At 64.6% G+C, this 15015-nt stretch carries 15 protein-coding genes; 7 read left to right on the top strand and 8 right to left on the bottom strand.

Features of this window, described 5'->3' with window-relative positions; all coding sequences use genetic code 11:
* Positions 1-28 precede the first annotated feature (28 nt).
* On the top strand, positions 29-757 hold the full coding sequence (locus tag AC1DXM_RS17360; protein ID WP_477234561.1) for an SDR family oxidoreductase: 729 nt from the start codon (positions 29-31) through the stop codon (positions 755-757).
* A 188-nt stretch (positions 758-945) separates the two neighbouring features.
* Positions 946-2553, top strand: coding sequence for an FGGY-family carbohydrate kinase (locus AC1DXM_RS17355; protein ID WP_477234559.1), 1608 nt, complete (start codon positions 946-948; stop codon positions 2551-2553).
* Positions 2554-2569: 16 nt separating this feature from the next.
* On the opposite strand, the gene AC1DXM_RS17350 is transcribed toward AC1DXM_RS17355, so the two are convergent.
* The 6 genes from AC1DXM_RS17350 to AC1DXM_RS17325 all read right to left on the bottom strand — a co-directional run bounded on the left by AC1DXM_RS17350 (position 2570) and on the right by AC1DXM_RS17325 (position 8476).
* A complete protein-coding gene (locus AC1DXM_RS17350) occupies positions 2570-3502 on the bottom strand; it encodes a phosphatidate cytidylyltransferase (RefSeq protein WP_477235024.1) in 933 nt (310 codons plus the stop codon).
* 97 nt (positions 3503-3599) lie between these two features.
* Positions 3600-4268 (bottom strand): lysophospholipid acyltransferase family protein, encoded by a 669-nt coding sequence (locus AC1DXM_RS17345; protein ID WP_477234557.1) that lies wholly within the window; start codon positions 4266-4268, stop codon positions 3600-3602.
* 3 nt (positions 4269-4271) lie between these two features.
* The gene (locus tag AC1DXM_RS17340; RefSeq protein WP_477234555.1) at positions 4272-4703 is read right to left on the bottom strand and encodes a hypothetical protein; all 432 of its coding nucleotides are present in this window, start codon (positions 4701-4703) and stop codon (positions 4272-4274) included.
* Complete coding sequence (locus AC1DXM_RS17335; RefSeq protein ID WP_477234553.1) at positions 4700-6046, bottom strand: phosphatase PAP2/dual specificity phosphatase family protein; 1347 nt, start codon at positions 6044-6046, stop codon at positions 4700-4702. The genes AC1DXM_RS17340 and AC1DXM_RS17335 overlap by 4 nt, the downstream gene beginning before the upstream one ends.
* Positions 6047-6050: 4 nt before the next feature.
* Complete coding sequence (locus AC1DXM_RS17330) at positions 6051-7835, bottom strand: bifunctional alpha/beta hydrolase/class I SAM-dependent methyltransferase (protein WP_477235022.1); 1785 nt, start codon at positions 7833-7835, stop codon at positions 6051-6053.
* 38 nt (positions 7836-7873) lie between these two features.
* On the bottom strand, positions 7874-8476 hold the full coding sequence (locus tag AC1DXM_RS17325) for a CDP-alcohol phosphatidyltransferase family protein (protein WP_477234551.1): 603 nt from the start codon (positions 8474-8476) through the stop codon (positions 7874-7876).
* 127 nt (positions 8477-8603) lie between these two features.
* Between AC1DXM_RS17325 and AC1DXM_RS17320 the strand changes: the two genes are divergently transcribed.
* On the top strand, positions 8604-9206 hold the full coding sequence (locus AC1DXM_RS17320; RefSeq protein ID WP_477234549.1) for an NADAR family protein: 603 nt from the start codon (positions 8604-8606) through the stop codon (positions 9204-9206).
* Between the two features lie 7 nt (positions 9207-9213).
* Here AC1DXM_RS17320 and AC1DXM_RS17315 read toward each other — a convergent pair whose 3' ends face one another.
* Both AC1DXM_RS17315 and AC1DXM_RS17310 read right to left on the bottom strand, forming a co-directional pair.
* A complete protein-coding gene (locus AC1DXM_RS17315; RefSeq protein ID WP_477234547.1) occupies positions 9214-9714 on the bottom strand; it encodes a hypothetical protein in 501 nt (166 codons plus the stop codon).
* 100 nt (positions 9715-9814) lie between these two features.
* On the bottom strand, positions 9815-10762 hold the full coding sequence (locus AC1DXM_RS17310; RefSeq protein WP_477234545.1) for a LysR family transcriptional regulator: 948 nt from the start codon (positions 10760-10762) through the stop codon (positions 9815-9817).
* 97 nt (positions 10763-10859) lie between these two features.
* Between AC1DXM_RS17310 and AC1DXM_RS17305 the strand changes: the two genes are divergently transcribed.
* From AC1DXM_RS17305 to AC1DXM_RS17290, 4 genes are all read left to right on the top strand, one after another.
* Positions 10860-11870 (top strand): zinc-dependent alcohol dehydrogenase family protein, encoded by a 1011-nt coding sequence (locus AC1DXM_RS17305; protein ID WP_477234543.1) that lies wholly within the window; start codon positions 10860-10862, stop codon positions 11868-11870.
* A gap of 343 nt (positions 11871-12213) precedes the next feature.
* On the top strand, positions 12214-13173 hold the full coding sequence (locus AC1DXM_RS17300; RefSeq protein ID WP_477234541.1) for an AraC family transcriptional regulator: 960 nt from the start codon (positions 12214-12216) through the stop codon (positions 13171-13173).
* A gap of 227 nt (positions 13174-13400) precedes the next feature.
* A complete protein-coding gene (locus tag AC1DXM_RS17295) occupies positions 13401-14105 on the top strand; it encodes an outer membrane protein (protein WP_477234539.1) in 705 nt (234 codons plus the stop codon).
* A 73-nt stretch (positions 14106-14178) separates the two neighbouring features.
* On the top strand, positions 14179-14895 hold the full coding sequence (locus AC1DXM_RS17290; RefSeq protein ID WP_477234537.1) for an outer membrane protein: 717 nt from the start codon (positions 14179-14181) through the stop codon (positions 14893-14895).
* The last annotated feature ends 120 nt before the right edge of the window (positions 14896-15015 follow it).

Below are 15015 nucleotides of genomic sequence, written 5' to 3'. Positions count from 1 at the left end.
ACCAACAGACAATACGAGGGTAGCAAGAATGGCTCAGGATTTGAGTGGAAAAGTCGCGGCGATCACCGGCGCCGCGTCGGGCATAGGGCTGGAATGCGCTCGAGCGCTGATTGCCGCCGGCGTCCGCGTCGTGCTCGTCGATCGCGCCGAGGACGCCTTGAAAAGCGTCTGCGCCGAACTCGGTCCCAACGCGATCCCGCTGGTGATCGATCTGATGAAGCCGGCCAGCGTCGCGACGATGATGCCGCAGATCCTGGAGAAAGCCGCCCGGCTCGACATCTTCCACGCCAATGCCGGCGCCTATGTCGGCGGCCCGGTGCTCGACGGCGATCCCGATACGTGGGACCGGGTGCTGAACCTCAACATCAATGCGGTGTTCCGTTCCATCCATGCCGTGCTGCCGCACATGGTCGAACGCAAGACCGGCGACATCATCGTCACCTCTTCGATCGCCGGGCTGGTGCCGGTCGTCTGGGAGCCGATCTACACCGCCTCCAAACACGCCGTGCAGGCCTTCGTCCACACGGTGCGCCGGCAGGTCGCCCCGCACGGCCTGCGCGTCGGCGCGGTGCAGCCGGGGCCAGTGGTGACGGCGCTGATCAGCGACTGGCCGAAGGATAAGCTTGACGATGAACTGGCCAAGGGCGGCCTGATTCAACCCGTCGAGGTCGCCGAAGCCGTGATGTTCATGCTGACGCGGCCAAAGAACGTCACCATTCGGGATCTGGTGATCCTGCCGCAGAGCAATGATCTTTGAGGGAGTAAGGCAGTAAGGCAGTAGGGCAGTAAGGCAGTAAGGCGGTAGGTGAGGGATCTTTGCCCTTGCGGCCGACCGTTCACGACTGACAATCTCCCTACTGCCCTACTGCCCTACTGCCCTACTGCCCTACTGCCCTACTGCCCTACTGCCCTACTGCCCTACTGCCCTACTCACTCGAGGTCCCCATGTCCCACTTCCTCGGCATCGACGTCGGCACCGGCAGCGCCAGGGCAGGGGTGTTCGACGCTGAAGGCACAATGCTCGCCTCGGCGAAGCGCGACATCGCGTTGTTCATCGAGCCTGGCGAAATCGCCGAACAGTCGAGCGAGGACATCTGGCGCGCGGTGTGTGCCAGCGTGCGCGAGGCCGTGACGAAGTCGGGGCTCGCCGGGCGTGACATTGCCGGCATCGGTTTCGACGCCACCTGTTCGCTGGTCGTGGTCGGCAAGGGCGGCGCGCCGTTGCCGGTTGGTCGGTCCGGCGATAAAGAACGCAACATCATTGTCTGGATGGATCACCGCGCGCTCGACCAGGCGCAGCGCATCAATGCCGGCAAGCACGCCGTGCTCGACTATGTCGGCGGCACCATTTCGCCGGAGATGGAAACGCCGAAGCTGTTGTGGCTGCGGGAAAACCTGCCCGCCACCTTCGATGCAGCGGAGCATTTCTTCGACCTGACCGACTATCTGACCTGGCGCTCGACCGGCAGCCTGGCGCGCTCGATCTGCACGCTGACCTGCAAATGGACGTATCTTGGCCATGAGGGGCGCTGGGACGACGCCTATTTCCGCGCCATTGGCCTGGGCGCGCTGGCCGATGAGGGCTTTGCCCGGATCGGCACCGAAATCGTCGAAGGTGGTACAGCACTAGCTCACGGCCTGACCGGAGCTGCCGCGGCCGATCTCGGCCTGCTGCCGGGAACGCCGGTTGCTGCCGGGCTGATCGATGCCCATGCCGGCGGTGTCGGCACCGTCGGCGGGCAGGGCTCCGTCGGTACGCTGCAGTCGCGCATGGCCTATGTTTTCGGCACGTCGGCCTGCACCATGGCCAGCACCCGCGAACCGGCTTTCGTGCCGGGCGTCTGGGGGCCGTATTTCTCCTCGATGGTGCCGGGCCTGTGGCTCAACGAAGGCGGACAGTCGGCGGCGGGTGCGGCGATCGATCATCTCGTCGCTTTCCATCCGGCTTCGGCTGAAGCATCTGCAAAAGCCAGGGCGGAAGATCTCGGCCTGACGGCCTGGCTTGGCCGGCAGGCGGCAACGCAGTCGACCGACCTATCAGCAGTCGCGCATCTTGCCGAAGGGCTGCATGTCGTGCCGGAATTCCTCGGCAACCGCTCACCCTTCGCCGATCCTGAATCCAAGGCGCTGATTGCCGGGCTCGGTATGGATACGTCTCTCGACAGCCTGGTCGCGCTCTATGTCGCCGGCCTGCTGGGCATCGGCTATGGCGTGCGCCAGATCGTGGCGGCGATGGCCAACAAGGGCATCGCCATCGACACCATCGTCGTCAGCGGCGGCGCCGCGCAGAGCGACCTGGTGCGCCAGCTGCTGGCCGACACGACAGGGCTGACGGTGGCCGGATCGACCTCGCCGGAGCCCGTGCTGCTCGGCTCGGCCATACTGGCTGCGGTGGCGGCGCAAAAATATCCCGACGTGATTGTAGCGATGACCGGCATGTCGCGCATCGGCGACATCTATCGCCCGACCGGCGGCGATCTCGTGCCCTGGCACGACAAGCGCTTCGCCGCTTTCGAACTGCTGCAGCAGGCGGGCCGCGCGATCCGCGAGTGAAGGAGCGCGCTTCCGCTCACTCCGTCCAGAAATAGCGGACGATGTGGAAGAACACCGGCGCGGCGAAGACCAGGCTGTCGGCACGGTCCATCATGCCGCCATGGCCTTCGATGAGGTGGCCCCAGTCCTTGACCCCCTGGTCGCGCTTGATGGCCGACGCCACAAGCCCGCCGAGAAATCCCATCAGGCAGGCAATGAAGGCGACGCCTGCCGCCGCCAGCGGCGAGAACGGCGTGAGGAACGACAACAGCGCGCCGAGCAGGCTCGACGCCACTAGCCCGCCGACCAGCCCTTCCCAGGTCTTTGACGGCGAGACGGAGGGCGACAGCAGATGCCGGCCGAACAGCTTGCCAAAGATGTACTGCAGCACGTCGCTGCCTTGCACGGTGATGATCAGGAAGGCGATGAGCAACAGGTTGCGGCCTTCGAAGCCGGGTACGTTCAGCGTCAGCAGCGCCGGCACGTGGCTGACGCAGTAGACCGAGATCATGACCGCCCATTGCTGCGCGGACACGCGCTCGAGGAAGCGCTCGGTGTCGCCGTTGAGCGCGGTGATCGCCGGCATCAAGAGGAAGCAGTAGACCGGGATGAAGATGGTGAAGAGCCCGTACCAGGCGGTCCACACCAGCCAGTACTGGTAGGGGATGATGATGCCGAACATGCCGAGCAGCACCCAGTGGTCGCTGCGCCGGCTGTGCGTCAACGTCACGAATTCGCGCAGCGCCGCAAACGAGATCAGTGCAAACAGGATGGTCATGCCGGTGCGGCCGAAGAAGAAGGCAACCGTGATCGCCACCACCATCACCCACCAGGCGTTGATGCGCTGGTTGAGGTTGACGAGCGTCGACGGCAGCGGCTTCGGCGCCCGCCACGACAGGATGCCGGCAACGATGCTGGCCGTGGTCAGCACACCGACCAGGCCGACCAGCAGGATGACGGTTTCATGCATCGGCGGCAGTGTCATGCGACGTCTCTGATCATGATCTAATCTTTTCCTGGAGCATGATCTTTTCCAAAAACCGGTACCCACTTTTTGGGATCATGCTCTAGTCGTCCCGATCGGGGCGCGGGTCGAGCGATAGCAGCGTCTGGCGCGCGCGCTCGAGGAAGGCGCGGCGTTCCTCGCCGGGTTCGATCGCCACCGGTGGACCGAAGACGACGCGGCACAGAAGCGGCACCGGCAGGAACTGGCCCTTGGGAAGCACGCGCGACATGTTCTCGATCCAGCACGGGATGAGTTCGACGTCGGGCCGGGCCATCGACAGATTGTAGAGGCCGGAGCGGAACGGCAGCAGATCTTCTTCCGATGTGTTGCGGGTGCCCTCGGGAAACAGGATCAGCGAATGTCCCTGGTCGAGCACCGACAGCATGATCGAGATCGGATGCTGCGTTTCGTCGGTCCATTGCCGGTGGATGAGCACGGACGACAACATGTCCTCGGCAATGAAGCGGCGCAGCCGCGACTTGCCCCAATATTCGGCCGCCGCCACGGCATGCGTGCGGGCGCGCACCTTTTCGCTGAGGCAGGCCGACAAAAGGATGAAGTCGCCATGGCTGGCATGGTTGGCGAAGTAGATACGTTGGCGCTCCGACGGCTGGCTGCCGTTCCAGATTGGCCGCACACCGGTCACCACCCAGGCCAGCGCCGACAGGCCGACCGAGGTCATCGTCTGCAGCAAGGTGAAAGTGTTGGCGCGAAGGTGAAGCTTGGTCATGGCTCAAACAAACGCCGCAACGAGGCATGCCGCCGCAAACACCGCGAGCGCCATGCGCTGTCTTGTCAGCAGGCGTTGCGTGCCTGCCATGCGATGATCGAGCGAGCGGCCGCCGGCAGCGGTGGGTTTCAGGCGCATGCGCGCCAGCACATCGTCGACCACGGCGCCGCCGGCGGCCTCGGTGGCGTGGCTCGCCATCAGCCGAAACAGCAGAGCGTCGAACAAAAGCAAGGCCGACAAAGCGAGAGTGGCTACCGCACCCGCCGCCGCGATCAACCAGGCCGCTGCCGATAGCGGTGTCGTCTGCGGAGCGGCCACCAGGCCGATGACCGGCGCGGCCATCAAGGCGGCCACCACCAGCAGGATCGGCCACACCGCCTGCACCATCAGCCCACTGGCGAACGCCTCGGCCTTCTCGGGATACTCGCCATTCATGCCGGTTCGTCCGCCTCGCTGTGGAGATGCACGGGCCGGCCTGATGCGGCGAGTTTCTTGCGCGCCTGTGCGGCTGTGTGCGAGCGCCCTGTCACCACCAGCCAGTCGGCGATGATGGTGGCGCTGCGCTGGAAGCCGAGGGCGCAGCAGACCAGCACGGTGCCACGCCGTCGCGCCAGCTCGATCGCGGCCACCGCCCGCTCCAGCCTGTCGTGCGGCGGTTCCACGAGGTCGAGCATGCCATAGCTGATCCAGCGGCAAGCCACCCCACGCGGCCGTTCCAGCTCGCCGGCAAGGTCGATCACCGTGCCGAAGCGATTGGCCTCCACTGCGGTCGGAAACCTGCCGAAGAAAACGCCGTCGGTAATCTCGGCCTGCGGTGCCAGCTCGCGGGTCCATGCCCAGACATTGACTTTTGCGCCGAGCCGGTAGGGCAGGAGGAGAATCCGGCTGGCCAGCGAGACAGTGCCGTCGGCCGCCTTCTGGAACACTTTCGCGCCTGCTCCGGCATAGGCAAAGGCAACGATGGCCAGCGCCAGCGCTGGCCACAGCAGGATGAGAAAATCGGCGGAGACAAATGCGCCCGCAGCCGCGGCGGCCAGGGCAATGGCCGAACCGAGCGCATAGTATCCCGCCAGCCGCCGCGCCTTCGGGTCGGCGGTCAGCCGAAAACCCCGGAAAGGCAGTTCACCCTTGGCCGGAAACAGCCACAGCGCAAACAGGCCGAGCAGCGCTCCGGTCGGAATGTCGATGAAATGATGCTGCCAGGTCGTCAGCACCGAGGCGCCGATGAGAAAGCACCAGGCGTACCAGACCGGTCTCAGAATGGCGCCGAGACGGTGGCGCATCAGAGCGTGGCGCCAGTGATCCCAGATGATCACTAGGAGTGCGATGTGCAGGGAGGGCGCCTGGTTGAACGGTTTGTCGAAACCGCCGAGCACCGCAAACAGGAAGCCCGGCAGGCCGGTAGTCGCGGGCCGCACGAAAGTCGCCGTCAGCGGGAACAGGATGAAGCAGGAAACGGCGACGACCTGCGCCGTCAGATAGCGGCCGGCGAGCCGGTCGACGCCGCGTCTGGTCGTGTTGAGCAAGAGCGACAGGCCGTAGAACAGATTGATCGACCAGTAGGGCACGATCGTCCAGGCGAGGAAGGGAATGGCGTGTTCCCAGGCAAACACGATGCTGCCGACATGGTCGCGCCGCGACGCCAGCCAATTGGCAAAGCCATAGGTCGAGTAGAACAACGGGGCGAGCAGCGCCAGCCAAAGGGCAGCCCTCAGCACGATGCCAAAATAGGGTTCCCGCACCGGGGCGGGAGCAGGGTCGGTCAGAGGCACGGCCATGGTCTCAGACGCGCCGAGCGACTGAAACGGTGAAGATGCCCCATTGGTCGATGCGCTGGTCGATCTTCTCGAAACCGGCCGCCGTCACCAGCTGGTCCATCTCGCCTTGCGTGCGCCGCCGCATCACCCAGGCCTGGCCGCCGCGATGCGAGGTCAGGCTGCGCGCGATCATCTCCAGCTGCGGATGCCAGGGCTGGTTGGTGTAGATGAGCAGGCTGCCGGGCTGCATGGCGCTGGCCAGCCCACCGAGCGAGCGGGAAATCATCGTATTGTCGGCGAACAGTTCGTAGAGCCCGGAGACGATGGCGAGATCCGGCGCCGGCTTCAGGGAAGCCAGCATTTTTGCGTCGAAGGCGTCGGCCTTGCGGAAAGAGACGCTGGTCGGCAAATCCCGGTCGGCGATCAGTTTCGAGCCCAGCCCGACATTAATGTCGGAATAGTCCTGCAGCCGCACGCTTGCCGGCGGTTCGGCGCATTTGGCGACGGCATCGAGCACGTAGCGGCCATGGCCGGCGGCGATGTCGACGATGTTGACGGGACGCCCGGCCGCCTTGAGCGCAGCGACAGCGTTGCCGATCAATTCTTCCAGATGCAGCTTGCGCTGGCGGATGCCGCGCCAGCCGATGGCGTCGAGGAAGGTGCGGTCGATCATGCGGCCGATGAAGCCGGTGCCGCGCGCCTCGTTCTCGTAGACATAGTCCAGCGTCGAGCCGGAATCGAAGCCGGTGGCGATGCCCGTTTTCATGCCGGGTGACAGCCAGGCGCCCATGCGGATCGAGGCGCGGCTCATGGCCCAGTAGAGGCCTTTCGGCGACAGCAGCGCCAGCGGCGAGGCCAGCCGGTCGGCCTCATCGCGGGTGTAGCCGACGCGATCGGCCGAGGTCAGGTCGATTGTCTTTTCCGGCGCGGAAAACTGCCTTTCGAGGAACGGTCGGATAAGGTCGAGCGCCTGGCTGCGGTCGCGTTCGCCCAGCGTATCGTGGAAGAAGCCGGGCAGCACATGCCGTTCCTTGGCGCTGCTGCCGAGATTGACGAAGAACTCGTGCTGCGGTCCGTGCCGCACCACCCAGTCGCTGCCCGAGATCAGCAATTGCGTCGGCACGGTGATGGCGCGGGCATCCGAGACGATGCGGGAGGCGTGGTCGTAAAGTTCGACCAGGATGTTGGAAGCGATCGGCCGCGTGATCAGCGGGTCGGCATCGAAGGAAGCGATACGCTCGGCATCATGCGTCAGGAACTTCGCCTTGACGTAGGAATTGACGAAGAAGCGGCCCTTGAGCTTCTGCCACAGCGCTATGCCCTCCTTGGCGAAGGGCACGTAGAGCTTGACCGAAAAGGCCGGCGAGGCAACCACCAGTGCACGGATGTCGGGCGCATAGTCATGCACCCAGGCGGCAGCGAGCACCGCGCCGAAGGATTGCGCGATCAGCGCGATGTCGCGCTGACCAAAACCGTCCCGGCCGATCTCGCGCACCAGGCAGTCGATGTCACGCACCAGCGCGGCAAAGGACGGCGCATAGCCGCGCTCGCCGGCCGAGCGGCCATTGCCGCGCGCGTCCCAGGCATAGAAGGCATGGTCGGGCATGGCCAGTTCGTCGACCAGATGCGCCATGCGGCCGCCATGCTCATGGCCGCGATGGAACAAAAGGATCGCGCCTTTGGGCGTCGGCCCTACCGCCGGCCAGTAGCGGTAAAAAATCTCGGTGCCGTCATGGCTCTTGAAGGTGCGCTCGTGCGCCACGCGCGCAAGACTTGCCGGTGCTGCAGCAGCGATGGTCTGGTGGATCATGGTTTCCCTCTGGCGGCCGGGTCCCTGACGCTTCGGCATCAGGCGTCGCCCGCTCTAAGGCCGCTGCGTATCCGGTTGATGGCGGTTACGAGAGACAGTGTAGCCATGACCGGAAACACAAAGGGCGTGATCGTCTCGACCCACAGGCCGCAGGCGATGAAGAAGCCGATGACGCCAAGCGCCAGCGCCCGGTCGCTCTTGCCGAACGGCCCGGAATAGTTGCGCCCGCTGCCGGCAGCGACGCCGAGCACGCCGGCGAACTCGACAAGCACGGCGGCGATGGCGAAGGCCACGACGCCCCAGGCCGGGAACAAAGTGGCGAAGGCCAGGATCAGCGCCAGGTCGGAGACGACGTCGCAGAGTTCGTTGAGATACATGCCGAGTTTCGAGGCCTGCCCGTGTTCCCTGGCCAGCATCCCGTCGATGGCGTTGAGTGCCATGCGCACGAACAGCACCACCGGCATCAACAGGAAAACCAAGGGATAGCCGGCAAGGGCGGCAACCACCAGGCCGGCGGCGATTGAAAGCGCGGCAGCGAGAAGCGTGATCTGGTTGGCGGAGACGCCGGCGTCGGCCAGCCGGTCGGCGAGCGGCCGCAGCCTGGCCTGAAAAGCCGGTTTCAGTGCATAGAGCGTAGGCATATGCGATCCCCCCGACCGCGGCTCATGACAGTGTCGACAAGATTGGTCAATCGCGGGGCGAGACGCAAGGGGAGTTCTGCCAGGCATAGCCGGCAAAAGAGAATGGCGGGCAGGACATTGTTCGTACGTGTCACCGGCGTTGACAAGCATTCCGCCGTTCCGCTTCATCCCCGCCATGACCTACGACCGTTCGTGGCTCGAAGCAGCCTTCCGCGCAAAATCCCGGGCGAAGCTGCTGTTCTTCCGGGGACACCAGCCGTCGAAGGACGGACGCATCACCACGTCCTGCCTCAGCCAGTGGTGGCCGGCGCCGTTCAGCGTCGGTGGGCTGACCTATCCGACAGCCGAACACTGGATGATGGCCGGCAAGGCGCGCCTGTTCGGCGACGACCAGACGGCAACGCAGATACTGAGCGCAGGCAGCCCAAGGCAGGCCAAGCAGCTCGGACGACAGGTCAGCGGCTTCGATGCGGCGCGATGGGACGCGGAGAAATACCGCATCGTCACCGAGGGGAGTTTTGAGAAATTTCGGCAGCACAAGGCGCTCGGCGCGTTTCTGCTGTCGACCGGCGATCAGGTCCTGGTCGAGGCGAGCCCCGTCGACCGGATCTGGGGCATTGGCCTGGCCGCCGATGACGAGCGTGCCGGCAACCCGCTGTTGTGGCGCGGCGAAAACCTGCTCGGCTTTGCCCTAATGGAGGCACGCGACCGGTTGCGTGGTCGAAAGTAGGGCAGCCTCAGTCGGCGTCGCCGGCTGAACCTTTGCCGCACTGCGCCAGCACCTTGCCTATTGCCGCACTCGACCCCGTCAGCGGAAAGCTGTTCTCGCCATATTTGTCGGCCGAAACCGTGATGTCACCCTTGCCGCGCAGCAGGCCGAGCAGTGGATCGTCTTTGCTCAGCTCAGCCGTGAAGTAATTATACATGGCCTCGAGATCGAGCTTCTTGGTCACGGTCTCGTCACCGCCCTTGAAGATGAAGGAAGCGCTGTTGCCCGGCTCCAGTTGCTGGCCGGCGGTGCCGAGATCGTAGCTCAGCACCGGCTTGTCGAAACAGACCAGCATCAGATGCGCGTCGGCTTTCGGCCCGCCACAGACCGAGGCCGTCAGCACGCTGCCGCCTTCGTCTTCCTCCATCTTGGCGGTCCATTTGCAGGATGCGGCAAAGGCCGGCTGCAAGGTCTGCAGCACGGCCAGAACGGAACTTGCCATGATGAACTTCGCCAATGCGCTTTGCATGATCCCCTCCCACCCCATCGCGACATTCAAGAGGACCATACAGCACAAAAGGCCTGGTGACAGCGGCTTGTCATCGTAGCTCCCCGGCGCGCTCGACTGATCAGGCCTTGGAGACTGGCCTCGACGTCCATGGCGGGTTGGGGGCAAAGCACCTGCCGATCCAGTCGGCGAAGGCGCGAACCTTGGCCGCCTGTCCCTTGGCTGAGGGCATGACGACATACACCGCGCCTTCATCGGCAAGCGTCCAGTCCGCCAGCACCGGCACCAGCCGTCCATCGGCGAGTTCGCGTCCGACCAGCCAGTCGGTGCTCATCATCAGGCCGAGGCCTTGTACGGCGGCTTCGACCAGCACCTCGGCATCGTCGCAAACCATCGGCCCCGAGACTTCGACGCTGACGCGGCGTCCCGAGCTGTCGGTCATTTCCCAGGTCGGAAAGGATTGGAAGCCGGTGAAGCCGAGGCAGGCGTGCTCGGTCAGAACTTCGGGCGCCGCCGGCGTGCCCCTGCGGGCGAGGTAGGAAGGGGCGGCGCAGAGCAGCCGGCGCCGCGTCGCGACCTTGCGCGCCACCAGGCGCGAATCCTCCAGCGCGCCGAGCCGCACGGCGACGTCGAAATTCTCGGTGACGAGATCGGCGAAGCGGTTGGAGAACTCGGCCTCGATGCGCACATCGGGAAATTCGGCGAGGAATTGCGGCAACAGTGGCCCGATCCACATGCGCCCGAACGTACCGGGCAGCGCCAGCCTGAGCAGGCCGCGCGGCCCGCCGCCGGCATGCGCGGAAGCGGCCGCCTCCGCCTCGTCGACCGAGGCGAGGATGGCGCGCACGCGCAACAGGAACTCCGCGCCCGCCTCGGTCAGCGACACGCTGCGCGTCGTGCGGTGAAGCAGCCTGACACCGAGCCGCTCCTCCAGCGATTGCAGGCGGCGCGACAGGATGGTGGCGTCGCGCCCAACCCGTACCGCCGCCCTGGAGAAGGAGCGCGCCTCGGCGATGGCCACGAAGGCCGCCATTTCGGCAAGCGCGGCCGGCTCATAGGATTGCGGCATAATACGCAATACTCAAATGTAAAAACCAAGGATTATCCAGGAATAGCGCAGCAGCTAGCTTCACTCAACCCATCAATCGTCTCACCGGAGTGAAACCATGAAAGCCATCGAACTCAGCCAGCCCAGGCTGGACGCCTTCCGCGCCGCCTCTGTCGCCACCCCCGAGCCGCAGCGCGGCGAGGTGCTGATCCGCCAGCGCGCGGCGAGCCTGAACTTCGTCGATGTCGCGGTGGCGAGCGGCAACTATCCCGGCCCGAGCTTCCCGCTCATTCCCATCGCCGACGGCGCCGGCGAGATCGTCGCGCTCGGCGAGGGCGTCACCAAATACGCCGTCGGCGACCGCGTCGTCGCCCATGCCAAGCCGCGCTGGATCGGCGGCCGGCCGCGTCCTTACGAGATGACGCAGATGCGTGGCGTCTCGCTGCCCGGATCGCTCGCCGAATATGTCGCGCTGCCGGCCAATTCGATCGTGCCGATCCCGGCGTATCTCTCCTTCGAGGCAGCCTCGACGCTGCCGATCGCCGGCACCACCGCATGGAACGCCATCCGCGCCGCCGATATCGGGCCGGGCTCGGTGGTCGTGCTGCTCGGCACCGGCGGTGTCTCGATCGTCACCCTGCAGCTTGCCAAGGCGGCCGGCGCCACCGTCATCATCACCTCCTCGTCGGACGAGAAGCTGGAGCGCGCCAAGGCGCTCGGCGCCGATCACCTGATCAACTACCGCGCGACCCCCGATTGGGACGGCAAGGTGCTGGAACTGACCGACGGCCTCGGCGCCGACCTCGTCGTCGAGACCGGCGGCACCGCCACCTTCGCCCGCGCCGTCAACGCCACGGCGCCTGGCGGCACGCTGTTCACCATCGGCTTCGTCACCGGCGCCGAGGCGACCGTCAACCTGCTGCCGATCATCATCAAGGCGCTGAAGGTGATCGGCAACAACACCGGATCGGTGTCGGACCTCAAGGATGCCACCCGCGCCATCGGCGCCGCCGGGATCGAGCCGGTCGTCGACAAGGTGTTTTCACAGCATGAAGCGTCCGAAGCCTACACCCACATGGCCGCCGGCGGCCTGCACTTCGGCAAGCTGGTGTTTGGCTTGGAGTGGTGAGGGAAGGGAAGGGTGAGGTTTGCGCCTGGCCGCCCCTGCCAGCAGGCCGGGGCGGAGCGGCTGCGGCGCGCCAGGGAGGAGCCGAGGGTGGCGTTTTGTGAGGGAAATTGGCAGTCCTACCCCATCCCAGGCGCGGTCCACCGCGCTGATTCCCACTGGTATTTTCGAGTATTTTGGAAATTCTGCTGGGCATACCAATAAAGTTCGGGCGAATTATTGTCTAGAACAGCAGTGAAATTGCCGCACGCGGCATAAATATTGCTCGCTCTGGACAAGCGGCGGACTGGTAAAATACATAGAACTGCCAAGTGAAGACGCGCGCGCAGAAAAGGCCCAGTTGCCCTTGAAAAAGAACGTCTTCTCATCGGTCGACCTGCCGTCGCATCTGGATCACCGCGCGCGGTTTGCGCTCTGGCAGGACATCCACGTCGCCGAGATATGGTCGGTTGAATATACGATTTCCGAGCGGCTGTCGTTCGAAGCCGCGATCGAAGCCATGCCCGTCGGGCAACTGGTGCTCGGGCAGATGGCTGGCACCATCAGGCATGCCAGCCGCAAGGCGAGCAATATTGCCTCCGACGGCCGTGACGGCTACCTCCTCCTGATCAACAATGGCGATACGATACTCAGCGGCGCCCAGATCGGCCGCGACTATCATGTGGGCAAAGGCGAGGCCGCATTGGTTTCGGCTTCCGAAGCGCTGCAAATGACCGGCGGCGACAAGAATATCTGGGCGAATGTGGTGGTTCCCCGCACCATGCTGGAGAATGCCTTCACGCATGTCGAGGACCGGTTGGCGTTGACCATCGGCGCCGACAATGAGGCCCTCGATATGCTCAAGGGCTATTGCCGGTTTCTGGAAGCAGGTCCCGCCTTGGTCTCGCCCGATCTTGTCACCCATGCCACCGAAACGATCGTCGATCTGATCGGCCTGGCGACCGGTGCGAAAGGCGAAAGCGCCGAGCTGGCTGGGTTGCGTGGCCTGCGCGCTGCAAGACTCCAGGCCATCCTGCAAAAAATGCGGGACAATTTCGCCGATCCCGCCATTTCGGCCCAGAGCGTTGCCCGGCAACTGCGGCTCTCCGTGCGCTACGTCCATGATCTCCTGCAGGAAACCGGGATGAGTTTTGCCGAGCGCATTCTCGAATCGCGCTTGCAGAGAGCCCATAGAATGCTCTCCAACAGGCGCAACGACCAGATGCGGATCAGCGAGATCGCATTGCTCAGCGGCTTCTCCGATGTCTCCTATTTCAATCGCTGCTTCCGCCGCCGCTTCGGCTCGACGCCGAGCGGCGCCAGGTAGTTTCACCGGCCACGAGTCCTGCCAAATGCACGGCGCGAAAATCGACTGCGGCTGAATGGCCACACCGGCCGGGAAAGTGCCGGGGCGCGCTCCACGACAATTCGGGTGCGGTTCAGCCCAAGACGCGGCCCGCGGACAATGCAACACCGGTGTCTCGACAACACTTGGATCGCCGCGGCGCATTTTCCGCGGCGGGGAACGCAACATTTGTGGGGCAGCAACAAACTATGAAAACGATTCTTCTCGCGACAGCCTTCATTCTCGCGCCGGTCGGCATGGCATCCGCTGCGGACCTCAATGAGGCCTTGCCTGTTGCCGCTTACGACTGGTCCGGCCTCTATGCCGGCGTTCACTTCGGTTACGCGGCCGGGAGATCGAATTTCTTTATCGCCGGCGGTGGCTTCGGTGGGGCCACCGACCTCAACCTTCCCCTAGATCCAGACGGTTTTATTGGCGGCGTCCATATCGGCACAAATTACCAAATGGCAAACCGCTTCGTCATCGGCGCCGAGGCTGACCTTACGTATAATAAAGCAGATGCGGTGATACCCCTCGATGCTAACGGCGGTGGTTTCAGTACATTGCTTAGGAGCGAACTCAAATGGTCGGGTGCGGCGCGGCTGCGGGTGGGCTACGCCTTCGATAGGACTTTGCCCTACATCGCTGGCGGCGTGGCCGCGGCAAAGTATGAAGTGACTGCGATCGGCGGCAGCGGCGCCATTCAAATACCATTCCACGATGAGACCCATGTCGGCTGGACGGTTGGAGCCGGCGTCGAGCACGCCTTCACCGACAGATGGATCGCGCGGGTCGAATATCGCTACTCCGACTTCGGCAGCAAGGATCTCTCGATAGCAGCCGGTCTTAACACGGCGACGAGCGTCGATCTCCAGACGCATGATGTCCGGGCCGGCCTTAGCTACAAGTTCTGATCTGACGGCCGAACAATACCCCGCGCCAGCCTTTTGCGCCCGGAACGCAACTCTTCGGGACAGCAGACAGACGATGAAAACCATCCTTCTTGTTACGGCGTTTGTCCTGGCACCTGTCACCATGGCGTCCGCTGCGGACGCCATGGTGGGTCTGCCGGCTGCCGCCACCTACAACTGGTCCGGCGCCTACATTGGCGCGCAGGCCGGATACGCCTGGGGGGATGCAAGGGTCGGGCAGACCTTTGCCCCGGGCAGCTTCGACGACTACGGATGGGGCTACAGTCCGTCGGGTGGCTTCGGCGGCCTGTATGCCGGCTTCAACCATCAGTTCGACGGCGGGTTGGTGCTCGGCATCGAGGGCGACTACAGCTTCGCCAGCGTGAGGGACACCACACTCTACCGAGCGCTCGGCGTCGATGACCCCGCCTTTGGCGGCGAACTCAAGCTGGACTCGGTTGGCTCCATTCGCCTGCGGGCCGGCTACGCGATGGATCGCTGGCTTCCTTTCGTCACCGGCGGTCTGGCAGTGGGGTCGTACAAGCACACCACTGTGGACATTCCGGGCGGTCCTTACGCCGACGTCAAGGACACGATCACGGGATACACGCTGGGCGCCGGCGCCGAGTATGCCGTCACCGACAACTGGATGGTTCGCGGCGAATACCGCTTCGCCGATTTCGGCCGCCACCCGTCCAGGCGTCACTTTATCTCCGATGGCGCCCCGCTCGGCCCCGAAGAGATCGAACTGACGACGCACGATCTTCGCATCGGCATCGCCTATAAATTCTGACGGGAAGTGTCGCCTGGACAGAACCCGCCGCGCCGGGGTGCTTGTCGGCCCGGCCATTCGCCGGCTCAAGCGTTCGAAGCTTGAAAAGCCAACCAATTGGCTTTCGTCCGCTGCGCGGAC

It is taken from the genome of Mesorhizobium sp. P3_A2 (genome assembly GCF_056403115.1).
The sequence above is the reverse complement of the archived record's forward strand: the minus strand, read 5'-3'. Positions and strand labels throughout refer to the sequence as shown.